Source organism: Streptomyces sp. NBC_00203 (genome assembly GCF_045206325.1).
In the GTDB taxonomy this organism is placed as follows: Bacteria; Actinomycetota; Actinomycetes; order Streptomycetales; family Streptomycetaceae; genus Streptomyces; species Streptomyces lutosisoli.
In genome coordinates this window covers 3,394,032-3,412,854 of the sequence record NZ_CP108126.1, presented here as the reverse complement: position 1 = coordinate 3,412,854, position 18,823 = coordinate 3,394,032, and the positions used below count along the sequence as shown (strand labels likewise).

The window sequence follows — 18,823 nt, the reverse complement described above, 5'->3', positions numbered from 1 at the left end:
AGGTGGACCCGGCCTCAGACCGGAGGCGTACGCCGGTGGGGGAGCGTCACGCCCGAAACGCCCCCGGATGCGCCTGTTCCCGTACGGACACGTACTGCTGTCGTACGGCCTGCCCCACGGCGAGTTCCTCACCGGGCTCCAGCACCTGCGCGACCGCACCCTGCCAGACGGGAGGCAGCCGCGGGTCGAGCGTGCCCTGCGAGGCCCCGAGGGCCCAGGCCGCCTGCCGGGCCGCGCCGAGCGCCGCGTAGTCCGCGGGCTGCGGTACGACGACCTGCGCGCCGAACAGCGCGGGCGCCACGGCCTGCACGGCGGGCAGCTCGGCGGTCGGTCCCAGCAGGAAGATCCGCCGTACGTCGACACCCCGCCCGCGCAGCACGTCCAGCGCGTCCGCGAGCCCGCACAGCATGCCCTCGAAGGCGGCCCGCGCCAGATGCTCGGGCCGCATCGACTCCCGCCGCAGCCCCGCCAGCGTCCCCGCCGTGTGCGGCAGATTCGGGGTCCGCTCGCCCTCCAGATACGGCAGCATTACGAGCCCGTGGGCGCCCGGCGTCGACTTCATCGCCAGGTCGGACAGGCCCTCCAGGTCCGGCACTCCCAGCAGCTCGGCGGCGCCGCGCAGGGCCCGTACGGCATTGAGCGTGGTGACGACCGGCAGATGCATCCCGGTCGCGTCCGCGAGGGAGGTGATCATCCCGGAGGAGTCCACCAGCGCCTCGGGGTGTACGGCCATCACGGACCCGGAGGCCCCCAGCGACACCACCGCGTCGCCGAGCCCGATCCCGAGCCCGAAGGCCGCGGCCATGGTCTCGCCGGTCCCGGCGGAGATCAGCAGCCCCTCGGGAGTGGTCCCCGCCGCCTCGGACGGGCCGAGCACGTCCGGCAGCGCGGCCTGGTGCCCGAGCGCCAGCTCGACGAGATCCTGGCGGTAGGCGCCGGTGGCAGCCGACCAGTACCCGGTCCCGGAGGCGCCGCCCCGGTCGGTGGTGCGTCTCACGGGCCGCCCGAGCAGCTGCCACACCAGCCAGTCGTGCGCCTGCATCAGCATGGTGGTGCGCAGCGCGGCCTCGGGTTCGGTCTTGTTCAGCCAGCGCAGCTTGGTCACCGGCTGCGCGGCCTGCGGCACACAGCCCACGGCCTGCGCCCATGCCTCGCGGCCGCCGAGCGCGTCCACGAGATCGGCTGCGGCGACCTGCGCCCGCTTGTCCCCGCCGACGAGCGCAGGGCGCACCGTGTTGCCCTGCACATCCAGCGGGACCAGCCCGTTCTGCTGCGCGGAGACGCCGATGGCCTGCACACCTTCGAGCAGCCCGCCGCCGGCCGCTTCGCCCAGGGACAGCAGCCAGGCCTGCGGATCCACGTCGGAAGGACGCCCGCCGCCTTCGGCACCCTCCACCGGATGCGGGGCATACCCCTGCCTCAGCACGGCACCCGTGTCCGAGTCACAGACGACGATACGAGTGAAATCGGGCGAACTGTCCAACCCGGCGACTATCCCCATGGCGGAAATTCTGCCGTACGCCGGGGCATGACCGCGCCGGGCGGCCGCAGACGGCAGGACGCGGCCCCGGTGCCAGCCCGGTGGCGCCGATGGATAGCCGATGGATATTCGCCCGGTGCGGCCGGTGAGCCGGCTGGGTGGCTAGGTGTTGCTGGTGCCCCAGTCGTCCCCGCCGCTGCCGTTGGTGTTCCGCTCGCGCAGCGACCGCACCCGGTCGGCCACCGAGTCGGGGACGTGGTCGCCCACCTTCTCGCTCACCGCGTGGTACGCCTTGCCCGCGAACTCGCGGCTCTGCTGGGCCGCGCTCTCCGCGGTGTTGCGCACCGCGGGGTTCTGCGCGACCTGCCGCGCGGACTTCTTCAGCTGCTCGTAGCGCTCGCGCCCGGCGCGCGTGCCGAGCACGTACCCCAGGGCCAGTCCGGCGACGAATGTGAGCCGGTAGCGCATGACGGCCACCCTTCCCTTGCGTCGGCATCGGTGCGGAGGGAACCGATTGGCGGAGCACCCCCCTGCTTGCGCTAATGTATGTGTCGCAGCGAGCGCACGCCCCCTGGCGAATACCCAGGTAGGTACGTTCGATGCAACGAGATCAATCCTCCGTAGCTCAATTGGCAGAGCAGCCGGCTGTTAACCGGCAGGTTACTGGTTCGAGTCCAGTCGGGGGAGCTCGGTCTCCTGTAGCTCAATTGGCAGAGCAGCCGGCTGTTAACCGGCAGGTTACTGGTTCGAGTCCAGTCGGGAGAGCAACGGAAGAGGACCCCTCTGGGGTCCTTTTTCATGTCCGCGGGAACCGCGCGGGGCGCGCCAAAGTCTTCATGGTCACGCGATGCCGACCATCCGAAGCAGGAGATCGTATGAGCGGCTATGCTGCGGCAGACGGCGCGCACATTTGTGCGCGACGCGCCGTAAGGGGCGGTAGCTCAGCCGGTTAGAGCAGCGGACTCATAATCCGTCGGCCGTGGGTTCGAGTCCCACCCGCCCCACTCCGCGCTACACGGGGAGAAGCCTTCTGACCTGCGGTTTTGCGGCATTCCGTACTGGAGATCGGTGGTCGCGTAGCCAATCCTGGGCCGCTGTGACATCCGAGGGGCCAAGCCAGGGGCCAAGCCGGGCGCCAGCAAATGTCCGGTACCTATCGATTTATTTCTAGGCCTGCCCAGGTCCGAATTGATCCCTTCACGGGTGCTCCGAAGGTCTTGGTGTCGAGCCGTTTGTTACGACGGCTGCAGGTCTGCCCGGATCGAAGCCGGCGGTACCTGGTCGGCTGTGTCTGCGAGTTGGATCCCGTCATGGCCGACCGGTCCTGGGGTGCGTCGGCCCGGCCGCGTAACGGCCCGAACAGAAAACGGTCCGGTTGGTACGCCGGACACGGGTTTCAGGCCTCAAGGCCTGTTCGATCTCCCCGCTGACGGACCGGGGGTCTGCACGGTCGGAAGGTGGATTCGCCGGACGGATCCTGAGGTCCATCGTGATCGCAGGTGCCAGGCTCGGCGCCTCTTCGTGGGAGGGGCGGTCGAGAGCCATCCACCGCTAACTGGCCCGGTGAGGGTGTTCAGGGGTGCGCCGAAGCCGATGCGCGCGGCGCTGACGCGGGAGGCAAGTGCTCTGGCGCCGACGGGGGTGATGCCGGCCAGGTGGCCTCCGACGCCTTCTCTCCGGAGAAGCCGCGCACCACGCGGGCGCTCTGCGCCGAACCTCAGTCGGCGTCGACGCCTCACGCGTGGGCAAGGTCGGCTGCCTCTCCGAGTGCGCCGACACTCAGCTTGTCGAGGATGTCGGTCATGTGGGACTTCACGGTGTTCTGACTGATGCGCAGTTCCCTTTCCTCAGCTTCTGCTCCACCCACGCACGGATGACGACACCACGCGGTCGCGGCCGCCGTGAACCAGACCAGGACGCGGATGAAGTGCTCCTGGTTGACCTACCAGGTCGAAGAACAACTCCAGCGGCGTGACCTCCCGGCGCGCCGGGTCGCTGGTCACTTGCACGATGACTCTCCTCGGTGCGGGAGGCGTCCCGACTTTGTCGTGCCTCCTGGGGGGCCGGTGTCCGTGTGAACGGTCAGTCGGCGAGGAAGGCGCTCACCTGGCCGGCGAAGTCCTCGGCGTGTTGGAAGAGGAAGGCGTGCCCGGCGTCGCTGTAGGCGACGAGGGTGGCGTCGGGGACGTACTGGACAGCGGTGTAGGACGCCAGGGCGGGGATCATCGCGTCCTTGATGCCGGTGGCGTACAGAACGGGCTGCCGGATGGTTGCCAGGTCCGCGCGCACCTGCTCGAAGGGGATCGACGCGTCCTTCTGGATCGCGGCGATCTGGCCCATGGCCGCCGCCTCGGACACGTCGGGGCGTCCGGTGGCCAGCCGTGTGGCCACCCTGGCGAGGTGTTCGTACCCGGCGGCGCGGCCGGTGTCCGTCTCGGGGAAGAACAGGAACACCAGGTCGTCCCCGGTGGTCTCGGGTTTGGTCATGGTGGCCCCGACCTTCGGGTCCGGGTCGGGAGCGCCGGGCACCTGCCCGCCCGGGTTGGCGGCCGCCACGACCAGCTTGCGCACCAGGTCGGGCCGGGTGCGGGCGATGTGCTGGGCGACGGTGCCGCCCAGAGTCCAGCCGAGCAGGTCCACCTGGGGCAGACGGAGAGCCTCGATGAACTCGATGGTGCCGTCGGTCATCCCCTCGACCGAGTCGCGCGGGGTGCCGGTGGTGTAGCCGGTGCCGACGTTGTCGAACACGATCACGTCATGGCTGGCGGCGAGGTGGTCCAGGAACTCGGGGTCCCACCAGTCGAGGGTCCCGCGGACCCGGTTCAGCAGGACCAGCGGGACACCGCCCCGCGGGCCGATGCGCCGGTAGGTGAACGTCGCGGAGGGTCCTTCCACGGTGAGGTCCTCGGCCGCGTCTGCAATGTATGTGCTCATGGCGGGGTTCGCTTTCCTGTCGATGTGTCGTGGAGGTCTTCTGGGAGTCGTCAGGCGGGCAGGTGGTTGAGCTTGCGCAGCTGCTGGTCGAAGATGCGGGAGGGGACCATGCGGCGCATGGTGCGGACGCGTCCGGTCATGGCGCCGGCGGTGTAGCGCAGCTTGGGCTTGGCGTCGGTGGCCGCCGCGACGATCTCCTTGGCGACGACGGCGGGGTCGTCGCCGCCCTTGACCGCACCGGCCATGTACTCCTCGAAGGCGAGCCGCCGCTTGGCGTAGACGTCCAGGGGCTGGTCGGGCCGCACGGTGGCCGCCTCGATCGCGGTGTTCGTCCAGGCGGGTTCGACGAGCAAGGACCGTACGCCGTACTCGCGTACCTCGTGGTCGACGGACTCCGAGTAGCCCTCGACGGCGTGCTTGGAGGCGGCGTAGACCGCCATGTAGGGCTGCGGGATGAACCCGACGATGGACGAGATGTTGATGATCCGTCCGCTGCGCTGGGCGCGCATGTGCGGCAGGACGGCGTTGGTCATGCGGATGACGCCGAAGACGTTGATGTCGAAGAGGCCCTGCGCCTGCGCGGCGGAGCTTTCCTCGGCGGCGCCCGCCGAGCCGATACCCGCGTTGTTGACCAGGACGTCGATCCGCCCGAACCGGTCGATCACCTCGCCGACCGCAGCGGTCACCGAATCGTCGCTGGTCACGTCCAGGTCGAGGAAGGTCACGCCCTTCACAGGGGTGACGTGCACGGTGTTGCGGCTGGTGCCGACCACGTCGTAGCCCGCCGCGGCCAGCGCGAGCGCGGCTGCCTTTCCGATGCCGGAGGACGCACCCGTGATGAGGGCTACCGGTCGTGTCGTCGTTGCCATTTCGGACTCCTGACTCAGGGGATCGCGTGTGTCTTGCCGTGTGGGGGATCGCTTCCGGCGTCCCCCCAATCGGTTTCACCAATGTATCAGGTTTGTCTGTAGCAGCAACAGCAGAGCATCAATTAATCGGTTACCGTAGCGTCAACGTATCCCCTACGGAGGGTCAACGGATGGGCTGACGCTGCCGGGCAGGGGTCGTTCCAAGGTGCCGCCGGCTCCATGAAGCAGACCCGCGGACGGCGGGCTGAGCTGCAACGACGTGTTGGGCCGGGCGGACACGCAGGCCGTCGCCGTGACGGCCGGGACGACGCACCGACCCTTTCGCGGCCAGCGCGCCGCCGGCCGCGGGGGCGCCTCAGTCGCCCATTGGGCCCATGGCTTCGATGGTGGCGCAGATGTGAGCGAATGGTCTGGGGTGCGCAGTCGTGACGCGGAGGGCTGCGAGGGCGCCGGGGGGACTCTCTGCGTGGCTCTGCCCCGCCGGACGGGGCTCCGGCGGGGCAGGTGTGTTGATCGGCCGTCACCGTGTGCGGTGTCGGTGACCGTCTCGCGGTGATGGATTGTCAGTGGTCGAGGAAGGTGTTCACCTCGGCGCCGAACTTGGCGGCGTACTGGAAGAGGAACCCGTGGCCGGCGTTCGGGTAGATGCTGAGCTGGGCGTTGGGGAGGTACTTGGCCAACAGGTGGGAGTTCTTGGGGGGCATCAGGATGTCGCTGTCCCCGTCTGCGACCAGCGTGGGCTGGAAGAGGGCGTTGAGCCGCACCAGCTTGGACTTGTCCGGGATGCCCCACTCCGACATCGCGGTGAGCTGCGCGTCGCGGGTCTGGAGGCTCGCGGGCGCGTCGTGGTCAGTGGTGCGCTGGCCGAGGCGCTGCAGGAACTCAGTTCCGGCGGCCTGGCTGGATGCGGTGTTCTTGAAGAACAGGAAGAGGAAGTCGGCAGGGCCGGGGTTGTCCGCCAACACGCTCCCCAGCACCTTGGGGTCGGACGCCCTCTGGTCGACCCCGCCCTGCGGGCCGGTGCCGGCCAGGACGACGCGACGGACCTGCCAGGGGCGCCGCAGGGCGACCTCCTGAGCCACCTGGCCGCCGAGGGAGAAGCCGAACACGTCGTAGCGGGGCAGCTTGAGGGCGTCGATGAAGTCGATGGCGTCCAGGCTCATCTGCTGGATGGTGCTGGGTGTGGTGCCGGTTGAGCCGCCGACGCCGACGTTGTCCACGAGGATGACCTCGCGCTTGGCGGCGATGGTGTCGATGAGCTTGGGGTCCCAGTTGTCGAGGGTGCCGCGGTAGTGCTGGAGGAAGATCAGGGGCACGCTGCCGGCGCTGGGGTTGCCGAAGCGCCGATACTGGTAGGTGACGCCGTTGGCGGCCTTGACGCGCAGGTTGGGGGCGGTGGCGGCGCTCTGGGGGCTCTGCGTCTGTACGACCGCGTGACGGGTGACGCTGGAGCTGTCGCTCACTGCGCTCGCCACACTCGGCGCGGCGCCGGCGACGGCGGCGACGACCGACATGGTGGCCAGCGCCACTGCGGTGCGTCGGGAGACACGGGTGCGTAGCTTCGTTGTGGGCATGCCAATTCCTTGAGTCGGGCTCGGATGTCTCCTCCGGCAGGGGAGACGGGATACCGGTCGTGAGCGACGGTCGTGCAGATGCCCGCTCCGTCGGTGCGGCGCGATCCCTTAACGGTGTCACTAAGGTATCACCTATCGCCAGAGTTGCAACATCAGAGAATCAATTAATGAGATACCCGTAGCGTTCCCGTATCCTCTACAGGGGACCGGGTAGCGAACCAGACAGGAGACAGACATGGGCCGAGCACTGCGGGCAGATGCCGAGCGCAGTGTGCGCGCGATTCTGGAGGCGGCCGAGCAGGTCTTCGCCCAGGACGCCGGCGCCTCCATGGAACAGGTCGCCGAGGCGGCGGGACTGACCAGGATCACCGTTCACCGCCGCTTCGCGAACCGGCAGGCCCTCCTGGAGGCGCTCGCCGTCTCCGCCAAGCAGCAGCTCATCGACGCCATTGAGGAAGCCCGGCCGGGCGCCGCTCCCGCACTCGTGGCGCTGCACCGAGTGACGGCGAACGTCCTACGGGTCAAGAACACCTGGCGCTTCACCCTCAGTCACGCCACCGCTCACACACCCGCCGCAGCCGCCCTCTGGGGCGAGATCAACACCCACACCGTCGATCTCATGAACCGGGCGCAGCGCGAGGGGCTACTCGCCCCGGACGCAGACCTGGAGTGGACGCGGCAGGTGTACTACGCCCTCCTCAGCGAAGCCATCAACAGGCCCGGCGTGGAGCAGGACCCTGCCGCGCAGGACCCGGACGCACTGGCCACGCTCGTCATCGACACCCTCCTGCACGGCGCAGGACCACGCGGCTGAGCCGCAACTGCTCGGCAGGCGCCGGAGCCACCGATCGGCTGCCGTCGCCAAACATGTCAGCGCCACTCATGCCTGGTGGCACTGCTCGGCCTTGACGGCCACGCGGACGCAATGTGGGAGCACCTCGGCCCTGCTCCCCGCATCGCAAGGTTTGGGCCCCTGCGTACGGCAGGGCCACCTGCAGCCACGGCCGCTGGAGGTCCGTCCCGAGGTTGGGTGGGAGCTGCTGTGCGATGGAAGGGGAATCCGCTGTGCGAGGGTTCTACCCCCTCGGCTGAACTGGGCGGACGCGGCTGCTGCTGTGGTAAGCGTCCAACTCATCGACTCCCAGGGGCCATTGAGGGGCCACAAGGACAGGAACAGACCGACAAGCACTGCACAGGGCTGACACGGATCGACACGTCTGACCTGCAAGAACGGCGTCAATCGGCAACGATCGGCAAGATCCTCAAAGGACTCATAATCCGTCGGCCGTGGGTTCGAGTCCCACCCGCCCCACCTGTGCAGGGCTGTGACCTGCGGAAACGTTCTTTTTTGGGTGTCGGAGCGTCAACTCTGCCTGAACGGACTGAATCCGCTGCTCGTGAGTTTGGTGCCGTGTTGGTCTGCGTCGGCTGATGCCCTTCTGGCCTGTATGGACGCGTTCGGACGTGCAGCCAGTGAGACGTGTTCGACTCGGTCCTGCTGTGACACGGGCATGTATTGAGGCCGTCCTGAGGCCGGAGGTACCGGGGGAGTGCGCCGGAGGCGTTGTCCGACGAGTCGTCTGCGTGTGGCTCAGGGCGATTCGTGTGGCGGCCGTGGGCTGTGGCCTGCGGGTGGTACGTCTGGCGAGGCTCCTGGGAGCCATGGAAACGGCCCCAACACAAAACGGCCCCTGTGAGGGGCACTCGACCTCTCGTGTGCTGCCTGGGGTTGGACAGGCTGGTCTGGGCGCCAACGGGCCTACTCCTCGCTCGATGATCGCGAGGGGGGCGAGGTCGATCCAGGTCAGGTGGGCGGGGCTCAGCTGAGACGCCATCCGCTTTCCGATTTCCGAACGTGAGCGTTTAGTTCGGGTGGGTGGGCATGAACTCCGGTCGGCGGCGGGAGAGGTGGGCGTGGTTCGTCCGGTCGTCTGGCTCGTGGAGGTGGCTCGCGCCGTCGGTGCTCGGTCTGCTGAAAGTCCGGGAGAAGAGGGTCAGGGCCTACCGCTCGGGACTTGGGACAACCCCCCTGGCGGCGGGGAAGCCGATTGCCCTTCGCGCTGAGCGCCAGGGGATTTGGCGATGCGTGCCGGGAGAGACGGGACGGGAGGGGTCGAACGGGGGAAGGCGCCCACGCAGCGGCAGCGCCTCAAACCACCGATCCGTCGTCCATAGCGACAGCCGGGAGCTGCGCCACCAGCCGTACCCGGTGGCGCCCCCTGCGCCACCCGTTGTGATCCCGAACCGTTCGCTTGCCGTCTCGGGTGATGCGAGGCCCGGCGGTCTCGGTCACCTGCTCGTCGTCCGCTCGTGGTCTTTCCCGTACCGCACCCCATGTTCCCGGATCCTTCTCGGATCGCCCGACGTGACCACTTGCCATCGACCGACGACCACCGTATGGTCGTACGAACGTAAGGCATACGAACGTAATGTAAAATCAAGGGAGTCCGTGATGACGACAACTCGGCCCGTGGCGCTCGTGACAGGTGCCTCATCGGGGATCGGCAAGGAGACGGCCCGCGCCTTCGTCGCGGCGGGTTTCGAGGTGATCGGAACCGGCCGCAAGACCTCCGGACTCACCCCGCCCGCCGGTGTGACGTACCTCGATCTCGACGTGGCCAGTGACGACTCGGCCACCGCCGCGGTCGGAGAGGTGATCGACCGGTTCGGACGCATCGACGTCCTGGTCAACAACGCAGGCATCGGTTCGGCGGGCGCCGTCGAGGAGAACTCCGTCACCCAGGCCCAGAGCGTCCTGAACATCAACGTCCTCGGTGTCGTCCGTATGACGAAGGCCGTCCTGCCGCACATGCGCGCCCAGGGTGGCGGACGCGTCATCAACATCTCGTCCGTCCTCGGGGTCGCCCCCCAGCCCTTCATGGCCCTCTACGTCGCGTCGAAGCACGCCATCGAGGGCTACTCCGAGTCGCTGGACCACGAGGTCCGCGAGCACGGCGTCCGGGTCCTCCTCGTCCAGCCCGCCTATACCAAGACCAGCTTCGACACCAACGCCGCGCAGCCCGACACCCCGCTGTCTCTGTACGCGGAGAGACGGCGCGTCTTCGACGAGGTGATTGCGGATGCGATGAAGGACGGTGACGACCCCGCCGTCGTCGCCAAAGTGATTGTCACTGCGGCCACCGACAGGAAGCCGAAGCTGCGCTACACCGCCGGCCCGCTGGCCTCACGCGTCACCACCGCGCGCCGCCTCGTCCCCGCCGGAGCGTTCGACAAGCAGATCCGCAAGAACAACCGCATGCCCACCTGACATCCCGGTCCGGCTTCAAGGGCGCCGACTTCGCCCGAATGTCTCCGCTGTGCCCGATATCTCTGGTGTCTCCGAAAGTCCATTGATCAGTCACTCGTTGATTTGCCGAGGAGAGTCATGCAGCAGCAACGCCAGCAAACGGCCCGGCGCAGTGCATCGAGCGCAAGGCGTTTTCTGAAGAAGAACGTCGGAATCGTGCTGGCGGTCACCGCGACGGCGGCCGTCCTGGTGTCGGCGCCGTCCGCGTCCGCAGGGACGGGACAGTCGTATAGCGGATCCGTTGTCACCGACGTACGGACCGCGGCGACGTTCGACTACGCCGCCGGCGAGATCCCCGAGAACATCACCGTCAACCCCGACGGCTCAGTGACCGTGTCCATGCTCGGCAGCTGCGCGGTGTGCCAGCGCACCCATGGGCCGGAGCTGATGCGAATCTCCGCGTCTGGACGCCGCACGGTGCTCGTCACCGGGCAGGTGGGTGAGGCGATCAGCGGCAACACCCGTGGCGATGACGGCACCGTCTACTACAGCGTGTGGGCCCCGGGCAACGCGGCCAGGAACGGCGTGTACGCGCTGCGTCCGGACGGTACCCCTCAGCGCATCGCCGCTCTGCCCGCCGACGCGGGCCCCAACGGGCTGGCCATCGACTCGGCCGGACGCACCCTCTACATCGCGGACAGCCTGAAGGGCGTCATCTGGTCCGTTCCGGTCTCGGGCGGATCGGTGACCCCGTGGCTGACCGATGCCGCTCTCGCGCCGGTGCCGACCGAAGCCCTGCCGATCGGTGCCAACGGGCTCAGGTTCCACAACGGCGCTCTGTGGGTCAGCAACTTCAACAAGGGAACACTGCTGCGGGTACCGGTCACCGGCACGGGCGCGGCCGGTCCCATCCGCCTTGTCGCGGGCGGCCTGCCCAACATCGACGATCTCAGTTTCCTGACCCCCTGGTCCGATGTGGTGTTCGCGGCGCAGAACGGCTCCTCCTCGCAGAACGGTCCGGACAGGATCGTGGCGATCTACCCGGACGGCACCTACAAGGCCGTTCTGACCAGCGCGGACGGTCTCGCCTCGCCCTCCGCGACCGCGGTTCGCGGCAACCGGTTGTACATCACCGACGGCGGGGTCTCCGAGCCCCACGACGCGAAACTGCAGACCGGGAGGATCAACTTCGCTGCTCTCCTTGCCAACGCGGCACACTGACTTGACCAGGGCGGTAGCCGGGGCGCAAGCCCCGGCTACGATGGAGGAACGCATGGCGCGGTACGCGAAAGAGCACAAGCAGGAGACGAGGCAGCGGATCGTCGAGACGGCCGGCCGTCGGTTCAAGCGCGACGGCATCGACGGCTCGGGGATTTCCACGCTCATGAAGGACGCGGGGCTGACCAACGGCACCTTCTACGCCTACTTCGCGTCCAAGGACGAACTCGTCGCCACTGCGGTCGCCGACCAGATGCGCGCACAGCACGCGAACATCGTCGCGCAGGCGGCGCCCGGCCGTGCCGGACTCGAGCAGATCGTGCGCTGGTACTTCTCCACCGGGCAGCGCGACAGCATTGAGGACGGCTGCCCCAACGCCGCCCTGCTCGACGAGATCGGACGCTCCACGGATCCCACCAGGCAGGCGTACACCGACGGCGCGCTGGTCCTCATCGACGGCTTCGCCGCCCGCCTGGCACCCCACGATCCGCCGTCGGCGCGTCTGAAGTCACTCAGCCTCCTCGGCATGTTGGCCGGGACGCTGCAGCTCTCCCGTGCCCTGACCGACCGGCAGCTCGCCGACGAACTCCTCGAACAGGGCATCCGCAACGCCCTCGCACTGCTGGATGCCGAGCAGCACAACTGAGACGCCATCTGCGTATCGATCACGGGGCTGGTCTGATCGAACAGGGTTCCTGATCGGGTGATCGCGCGAGAGCCGGCGCATGACAGCAGACACCTCACGATGCCAACGAGTCAAGCTGCGGCGGCGAGTTCGGTGGGGAACGCGGTGTCCTCGTCGAACGGCTCGCGGTGCGCTGCAGGCAGTGGTAGAGCTGGCCGATCATGCGGTTGAAGAGGTTGCGCTGGGCGGCTGCGTGCCAGTCGCCGTGCTCGCGTCGTCGCCGGTAGTGGGCGTTGGCTCCGACGGACCCTCGGAGTGAGGCGAAGGCCCAGAGGTAGCCCGCATGATTGAGCCGGTCATTCTTCACCCACCGCCGGGTGATGGATGACTTCTTGCCGGAGGCCCTGGTGATGGGCGAGGAGCCGGCGTATGCCTTCAGTCCGCGGGCGTCGGCGAAGCGGGTGTGGTCGTCCCCGATCTCAGCCAGGATCCGGGCGGCGAGCTGGATGCCGAGCCCCGGGAAGCTCAGCAGGATCTCGGCGTCCGGGTGCTGGGGGAATGCCTCTTCCACCGCCTCGGCGAGCTGGTCGGCGGCGGTGCAGGCGGCTTCCAGCTGGATGAGGAGGGCGAGCATCTGCTTGCCAAGCGCGTCCTCGACCAGCGGCGGCTGGTGGGCCCACTCGGCGCGGAAGACCTCACGGAGCCGGTCGGCCTCCGCCTCGATGCCACGCTTGCGGCCGGCTCGTTTGAGCGCGGCCTGGAGCTGGGTGCGGGTCAGCCGCGCGGCCCGAGAAGGGGTCGGTGCAGCCTTGAGGAGTTCGCGGGCCTCCGGGCGGCACAGGCCGTTGGTCCAGGTGGCGAAGGCGTCGAGGGCGGCGGGGTAGTACTCGCGTAGCAGGGAGCGGAGCTGGTTGGCGATCTGCTGCCGGTTCCAAAGGGCGTCCTGCTGGGCGCGGGCGAGGACGCCGATCGCGCGTCCGAGTTCGCTGTCCTGGGGCAGCGGCCGGTGGGCGTGCATGTCGGTGCGCAGGATGTTCGCCAGGACCAGGGCGTCGCCTGGGTCGGACTTCTTGCGAGAGACCGAGTGGCGGTCGCGGTAGCGGGCGGCCGCCATCGGGTTGATCGCGAACACGTTCCGCTTCCCGGTCCGCAGCACGGCAACCAGCAGGCCACGGGAGGTCTCGATCGCCACCGGGATCGGGGTCTCCTCGGTGTCGCCGTACTCGGCGAGCAGCTCCAGCAGGATCTTGTAGCCGGCCGTGTCGTCGGGGATGTGCCGCTTGGCCACCAGCGCGCCCGTGTCGTCCACCAGGGCGACGTCGTGGGTGCGTTCCGCCCAGTCGATTCCACAGTAGATCAAGGTAGTTCCCTCCCGACATGCCGATGTTTGTGCTGGTCACGAGCGCATGCGGGCCACGCGAGCGACCTAATCCCAGGCATCAACCGTTCTGCGGACGTGCCTCCACCTCACTAGCCGTTCGTGGCACCAGCGCACCCCACGGGCCTCGGTCTGCGCAGGAGCTCAAACGGCTCGGGCGTATCAAGAGGTCACCGTGCGGCCGGCTCGCACCACCAACACCAACGAGTGATCAAGCGGCGAGTGTTGACGCTCGACAGCCCTGAACGTCGCAAGGCATCGAGGCGCAGGCCGACGAGCACCAACACCCGTCGACGGTGGTGGCTGCCCCGCTGCACCGCACGTTGCCGCTCTGCCTTGAGGCATCACACGCCCGGGCCTCTTAGGGCATCCGTGCAGCGTTCACGAGACCGCCACCACCATGAGCACCAGGACCACGCACGCTGTCTAAAGCGAGGTGTTGCCCACCCGGCAGCCACGAGGTGTCGCGTACCCGGCGCTCGAACGCACCCAGGAACTACTGCTCCTTCGGAACGTCCTTAACAAGGGATTAGGGCCTCTTGGTAGTTCGGGGGTGCGAACCAAACCGATCACCAGGAGACCTGTTGCCGCAGTCTTTCGCGCTCGCATGCGTGGAGTTCAACTCGCCGTCCCTGTCGTGTGACTGGCTCGCGCACAGGTTCGGCAACGCGGCGGACGGGCCGGAGCGCGTGCGGTGTTACGCCTCCGACATAACGGAGGACGGGTGCGCGGACGCGGGTAGGGCGACGTCGGCTGCCGTCTGTGCTGTGGAGAGCCTGTCGCTGCTGAGGAAGTGTCCCGGCGATGGCCGAGGGCCAAGGAAACGGCCCGAAGAGGAAACGGCCCCGATGGGTTACTCGACCCTCTCTCGTATGGACCCCCGCGGTGACCGGGGCAAGCCGGGCAGCGGCTGCTTTGCGGGCCGCTCAGGCGCAGGCGCAGCCCGCGCTGATGATCCGGTCGTACGGGATGGACCTGCTGCGGTGGTAGCGGTTCCTGACGGCCAGGAGTTCTCTAGGGGAGCGACTGTGGCGCGAGGCTAGCCGAGGGGGTTTCATGCAGCTCAGCGCCGGTTCCGTTGCCGCTAACAGGTGCAACAGGTGTCGTGGTCTCGCCAGTTCAGGTGAAGCCCGGCTGCAGCCGGCCCGGGCAGGTCCCATTCCTGGTGCGGTAGGAACGTGTGGCGATCTGTCACAGCGGTTCCTCCACTCATCGGTTGGCCCCCGCGGGCGGTGGGACCGGGATGCGGGCCCGTCACCGGTGGTGCGCCGTGCCCAGCTCGTCGGGGTACCGGGCGAGGGCGTCCTCGGCCGTGGGGGCGGGGCCGAACAGCTGCTCCTGGCGGCGGGGGTCGGCGACGTAGCGGCCGCTGTCGAACCAGCCGAACATCGCGGCCATGTCCTTGACCAGGGGCATGAAGCGTCCGGCGACGGTTCCTGCGGCGCGGGCTACGACGGAGGGGACGGCCCGTACCTTGATCTTCTTTCCGGCCCGGTTGCCCATCAGGTCGGCCATCTCGCGCATGCTGACCGGACGGTCCCAGCCGATGTCGATGCGCTCACCGTTGTCGGCCTCGGCGTCGACGGCGGCCGCCAGGTACGCCGCGAGATCGGAGGCGTGGACGAAGGTCAGCGGGACGGTGGTCTTGCCGATCCACATCAGGCGGCCCTTGTCGATCGGGTCGCCCGCCATGGTCGCGATCTGGTCGAGGAACGCCCCCGGGCGCAGTGCGACGAACGGGACGCCGAGCTGTTCGAGCTTGTCCTCGGCGACCTTCTTGTGCCAGAAGTGCGGGACATGGGGCGTCTGGTCGCTGGTGAGGATGCTGGTCAGGACGAACCGCCGGATGCCGGCGCGGTGGGCGGCCTCGGCGAGGTTGGCGTTGCCGACGGTGTCGATGTCGTGCGCGTTCTTGCCGCCGCGGGTGTAGCCGGCAGCGGTGGTGATCACGGCATCGGCGCCGTTCATGGCGGCGACGAGCGAGTCGAGGTCGAGCATGTCGCCGCGGGCGATCTCGACACCCCGGCTTTCGAGCCTGCTCGCGTCGGTGGTCGGCCGGACCAGGGCGCGGACGTTCTTACCGCGCTTGAGCAGTTCGTCGACGACCTTGCCGCCGAGGGAGCCGGTCGCGCCGACGACGAGGACGGGGAGGGTGGTGGTCATGGAAGTCTCACTTTCCATCAGGTCAGTGGTGGTGGGGGGAATTGGGTGGGCGGGGCAGTGGTGGTCGCGGGAGGCGGGCGCCGTCGGCCCGGGTCGCTCAGGGGGCTGGCCTGTGGTGGGCGGATCCGCGGCGCGGGTCACCGTCGGCCTGCAGGAGTTTGCGGAGGTCGAAGGTGACCTGGACGCGGGTGGTGCGTCCGTCCTCGATGTGCGGCCGGCCGGTCGGCGACGGGGAAGGGCTCGCCGGCCCCGCGGGGTGTTGCCCTGCCCCCGAATGAGTTCCGTCCTGCTTGCACCGGGACAGCTCGCGCTTGCCCCGGACGCTGGGGCCCCGCTCACCCCGTTCTCCCTGACGTACGGGGGGTGAGCGGGCGGGTTCCGCCACATCCGCCGGCTCGGCTCACCGGGCTTCTTCCGGCAGTCGGGGCGCCTGGCTCCGTTCAGCACGGGCCTTCGTGAGCTGCAGCACTGTCCGCTTCGCAGGAACGCCGGAAACGATCCGCACTCCAGGCCGGAACTGGGGTGCAAGCCGAGGGGAGTTACTCGGACTCTTCCCCTGCAACGGCACGGCTGTTGATCGCGTCGGCGATGGCGTAGGCGATACGGACGAAGGACTCTGCCTGCTGCGCCGACAGGTTCAGCGCGGAGGTCTCCTCCAGGGCCCGCCACATGGCCGCCAGAGGCTCGCGCATGGCACGGCCCTTGTCGGTGAGGTGGACGACCATGACGCGCCGGTCGTGTTCGGCCGGCTCGCGGATGAGCAGGCCGGCGTCCTGCATGCGGCGTAGGGACTTGGAGACGGTGGAATGGTCCAGGCCGACGCTTTCGAGCAGCTCGGACTGGGTCTGGCCGTCCCGGTCAAGGAGGTGCATCAGCAGCAGTTCCTGTCCGGGATGCAGGTCCATCTCGCGGAGCATGGCGGTGGCGCGGGCGCGGTGAGCGCGGGCGAGCTGGAAGATCGCGTAGCTCATCGGCCCCTCGCTGGCCGTCGTGGGGATGCGGGGTGTGGGGGCGGGCATGATGCGGTTCCTCAGACGGTGTGGGTGGGGTAGTCGGTGTAGCCGGCCACTCCGCCGCCGTAGAAGGTCGCCGGATCGGGGGTGTTCAGCGGCGCGTCAGAGCGTAGCCGCTCGACCAGGTCCGGGTTGGCGAGCGCGAGGGCCCCGACGGAGACGAGGTCGGCCGTGCCGTTGTCGACGTCCTTGGCGCGGGTGGGCAGGTCGGTACCGGCCCGGTTGAGGATCAGCGTGGTCGGCCACAGCGAGCGCAGGGTGCCCAGCAGCTCCTCGTCGCCCGCGTGCATCACGTGGAGGTAGGCGAGGCCGAGCGGGCTGAGGGCGCGCAGGAGCGCCGGATACAGCTCGGCGGTGTCGGACTCGGCGATGTCGTTGTAGGGGTTGCCGGGGGAGATGCGCAGGCCGGTGCGGTCGGCGCCGATCTCGTCGGCCACGGCAGCGGCCACCTCGACGGCGAAGCGGATGCGGTTGTCGAGGGAACCGCCGTAGCGGTCGGTGCGCTGGTTGGTGTTGTCGGACAGGAACTGGTGCACCAGGTAGCCGTTGGCGCCGTGGATCTCCACGCCGTCGGCGCCTGCCGCGACGGCAGCCGCTGCGGCGCGGCGGAAGTCGTCGACGGTCGCCGCGACCTCCTGCGTCGACAGCGCACGGGGGGTCGGCATCTCCTGGGGCCCGGACGCCGTGAACATCACGCCCTGCGGCCGGATCTCCGAAGGGGCGATCGGTCGGCGTCCGTGGGGGGTGTTGTCGGGGTGGGAGATGCGTCCGGTGTGCATCAGCTGGATGACGATCCGGCCGTCGGCCGCGTGCACGGCGTCGGTGACCTTGCGCCACCCGGCGATCTGCTCGTCATTGTGGATGCCGGGGGTGAGGAGGTAGCCCTGGCCGTCGGTGGAGGGCTGGGTTCCCTCGGTGATGATGAGCGCGTGCGAGGCCCGCTGGGCGTAGTACTCGGCGTTCAGTTCGGTCGGTACGCCTTCAGGTGTGGAGCGGTCACGGGTCATGGGGGCCATGACCAGGCGGTGCGGGAGGGAGATGCCACCGACGGTGGTCGGTGTCCACAGGGAGTTCAGCATGAATGGTCCTTCGGTGCGGTGATGAACGAGTGGTGATCGGGAAAGCGGGGGCGTGGCGGAAGGAGTGGCGAGCGTGATCAGTCGAGGGTGAGGACGAGCTTGCCCCGGACATGCCCGGCGTCGCTGACCTGCTGGGCCGTGGCGGCCTCGGCGAGCGGGTAGGTGGTGACGGTGGTGACGACCTTGCCGGTCGCGGCGTCCTGGGCCAGGGCGGCCAGGCGGGCGGCCGAGCGTTCCTGGCCACCGCTGGAGAAGGTGATGCCGAGCTGGTACGCGCTGAGGTCGGCGATGGTGACGATGCGCTCGGTGCCGCCGCGCAGGGTGATGGAGTCCTCCAGGGCGCCCTTTCCGGCCAGGTCGAACACCGCGTCCACGCCGTCGGGGGCGAGTGCCCGGACCCGCTCGACCAGGCCCTCGCCGTAGAGGGTCGCGGTGGCGCCGAGCGAGGTGAGGTAGTCCTGATTGGCGGGGCCGGCGGTGCCGATGACACGCGCTCCGCGGGCCGTGGCGAGCTGGACCGCCAGGGTGCCGACCGCTCCGGACGCGCCGTGCATCAGTACGGTCTCCCCGGCGGCGACCCCCAGCAGGTTCAGGACCCGCTCGGCCGTCTCACTGGCCACTGGCAGCGCGACCGCGTGCTGCCAGTCGAGGCCGGCGGGCTTGGGGGCCACGGTGGTGGCCAGCGCGTACTGGGCGTACGAGCCGGTGTCCGACCAGCCCAGCACCTCATCGCCCACCTTCACGTCCTGCACGCCCTCACCCAGGGCGTCCACCACGCCGGCGAGCTCGCCACCGGGGACGGCGGGGAAGGTCGTCGGGCGGACGGCCTCCAGCGCCCCGGAGCGGATCTTGCCGTCCAACGCGTTCAGCCCGGCCGCCTTGACGCGGACGCGGATCTGCCCGGGGCCGGGCTGCGGGACCTCGATGTCCGCCTCGTGCAGCACTTCCGTGCCTCCGAAACGGTCGAACAGGATGGCTTTCATGACGACTCCTCTCGTGTCACCACCCATTTAGGTGGCTGGACACATAATCAACGTAACAGCAAACATGTGGCTAGCCAAGTATTTGCTGTGGCTCTGGCTGCGCGAGATCGGTCGCGGTCGCGTCGGTCTCCTCGGGGTGGCGGTCGAAGCGGGAGGCGCCCCGCAGGAGCGCGCCTTCCGTGGTCAAGGGCTACCTCGACTGGAAGCTGGACGACCGGGCCGGCCGGACCCTAGCGGTGCGCGGCTTCCTTCTGGTTCGG

14 protein-coding genes, 3 tRNA genes and 1 pseudogene are annotated in these 18,823 nt (G+C 68.9%); 7 read left to right on the top strand and 11 right to left on the bottom strand.

What is annotated here, in order from left to right; all coding sequences use genetic code 11:
* Positions 1-46 precede the first annotated feature (46 nt).
* A complete protein-coding gene (locus OG975_RS15465) occupies positions 47-1,501 on the bottom strand; it encodes an FGGY family carbohydrate kinase (RefSeq protein WP_406329742.1) in 1,455 nt (484 codons plus the stop codon).
* Positions 1,502-1,642: 141 nt separating this feature from the next.
* The gene (locus OG975_RS15460; protein ID WP_406329741.1) at positions 1,643-1,948 is read right to left on the bottom strand and encodes a YtxH domain-containing protein; all 306 of its coding nucleotides are present in this window, start codon (positions 1,946-1,948) and stop codon (positions 1,643-1,645) included.
* A gap of 146 nt (positions 1,949-2,094) precedes the next feature.
* On the opposite strand from OG975_RS15460, the gene OG975_RS15455 reads away from it, so the two are divergent.
* The 3 genes from OG975_RS15455 to OG975_RS15445 all read left to right on the top strand — a co-directional run bounded on the left by OG975_RS15455 (position 2,095) and on the right by OG975_RS15445 (position 2,484).
* Positions 2,095-2,167: transfer RNA gene (locus tag OG975_RS15455), tRNA-Asn, on the top strand.
* A 5-nt stretch (positions 2,168-2,172) separates the two neighbouring features.
* Positions 2,173-2,245 (top strand) — tRNA-Asn (locus OG975_RS15450).
* 165 nt (positions 2,246-2,410) lie between these two features.
* Positions 2,411-2,484, top strand: a tRNA-Ile gene (locus OG975_RS15445).
* Between the two features lie 731 nt (positions 2,485-3,215).
* On the opposite strand, the gene OG975_RS15440 is transcribed toward OG975_RS15445, so the two are convergent.
* The 4 genes from OG975_RS15440 to OG975_RS15425 all read right to left on the bottom strand — a co-directional run bounded on the left by OG975_RS15440 (position 3,216) and on the right by OG975_RS15425 (position 6,857).
* On the bottom strand, positions 3,216-3,347 hold the full coding sequence (locus OG975_RS15440; RefSeq protein ID WP_406329740.1) for a LuxR C-terminal-related transcriptional regulator: 132 nt from the start codon (positions 3,345-3,347) through the stop codon (positions 3,216-3,218).
* 215 nt (positions 3,348-3,562) lie between these two features.
* A complete protein-coding gene (locus tag OG975_RS15435) occupies positions 3,563-4,414 on the bottom strand; it encodes an alpha/beta fold hydrolase (protein WP_406329739.1) in 852 nt (283 codons plus the stop codon).
* 50 nt (positions 4,415-4,464) lie between these two features.
* The gene (locus OG975_RS15430; RefSeq protein WP_406329738.1) at positions 4,465-5,283 is read right to left on the bottom strand and encodes an oxidoreductase; all 819 of its coding nucleotides are present in this window, start codon (positions 5,281-5,283) and stop codon (positions 4,465-4,467) included.
* Positions 5,284-5,846: 563 nt separating this feature from the next.
* Positions 5,847-6,857 (bottom strand): alpha/beta fold hydrolase, encoded by a 1,011-nt coding sequence (locus OG975_RS15425; RefSeq protein ID WP_406329737.1) that lies wholly within the window; start codon positions 6,855-6,857, stop codon positions 5,847-5,849.
* A gap of 235 nt (positions 6,858-7,092) precedes the next feature.
* On the opposite strand from OG975_RS15425, the gene OG975_RS15420 reads away from it, so the two are divergent.
* The 4 genes from OG975_RS15420 to OG975_RS15405 all read left to right on the top strand — a co-directional run bounded on the left by OG975_RS15420 (position 7,093) and on the right by OG975_RS15405 (position 11,968).
* Entirely contained in the window at positions 7,093-7,671 is a 579-nt protein-coding gene (locus OG975_RS15420) for a TetR/AcrR family transcriptional regulator (RefSeq protein WP_406329735.1), read from the top strand.
* A gap of 1,638 nt (positions 7,672-9,309) precedes the next feature.
* Entirely contained in the window at positions 9,310-10,125 is an 816-nt protein-coding gene (locus tag OG975_RS15415) for an oxidoreductase (RefSeq protein ID WP_406329734.1), read from the top strand.
* A 117-nt stretch (positions 10,126-10,242) separates the two neighbouring features.
* Positions 10,243-11,325 carry an SMP-30/gluconolactonase/LRE family protein gene (locus tag OG975_RS15410; RefSeq protein WP_406329733.1) on the top strand — a complete coding sequence of 361 codons (1,083 nt, stop codon included), beginning with the start codon at positions 10,243-10,245 and terminating at the stop codon, positions 11,323-11,325.
* Between the two features lie 52 nt (positions 11,326-11,377).
* On the top strand, positions 11,378-11,968 hold the full coding sequence (locus tag OG975_RS15405; RefSeq protein WP_406329731.1) for a TetR/AcrR family transcriptional regulator: 591 nt from the start codon (positions 11,378-11,380) through the stop codon (positions 11,966-11,968).
* A gap of 110 nt (positions 11,969-12,078) precedes the next feature.
* On the opposite strand, the pseudogene OG975_RS15400 reads toward OG975_RS15405, so the two are convergent.
* The 5 genes and pseudogenes from OG975_RS15400 to OG975_RS15380 form a co-directional block, all read right to left on the bottom strand.
* A pseudogene (locus OG975_RS15400) lies at positions 12,079-13,307 on the bottom strand (IS110 family transposase).
* A gap of 1,272 nt (positions 13,308-14,579) precedes the next feature.
* Positions 14,580-15,488, bottom strand: coding sequence for an SDR family oxidoreductase (locus OG975_RS15395; RefSeq protein WP_406329729.1), 909 nt, complete (start codon positions 15,486-15,488; stop codon positions 14,580-14,582).
* 539 nt (positions 15,489-16,027) lie between these two features.
* Positions 16,028-16,507 carry a MarR family winged helix-turn-helix transcriptional regulator gene (locus tag OG975_RS15390; RefSeq protein WP_406329727.1) on the bottom strand — a complete coding sequence of 160 codons (480 nt, stop codon included), beginning with the start codon at positions 16,505-16,507 and terminating at the stop codon, positions 16,028-16,030.
* 11 nt (positions 16,508-16,518) lie between these two features.
* On the bottom strand, positions 16,519-17,580 hold the full coding sequence (locus OG975_RS15385; protein WP_406329725.1) for an alkene reductase: 1,062 nt from the start codon (positions 17,578-17,580) through the stop codon (positions 16,519-16,521).
* A 77-nt stretch (positions 17,581-17,657) separates the two neighbouring features.
* On the bottom strand, positions 17,658-18,563 hold the full coding sequence (locus OG975_RS15380) for an NADP-dependent oxidoreductase (protein WP_406329723.1): 906 nt from the start codon (positions 18,561-18,563) through the stop codon (positions 17,658-17,660).
* Between the last annotated feature and the right edge of the window lie 260 nt (positions 18,564-18,823).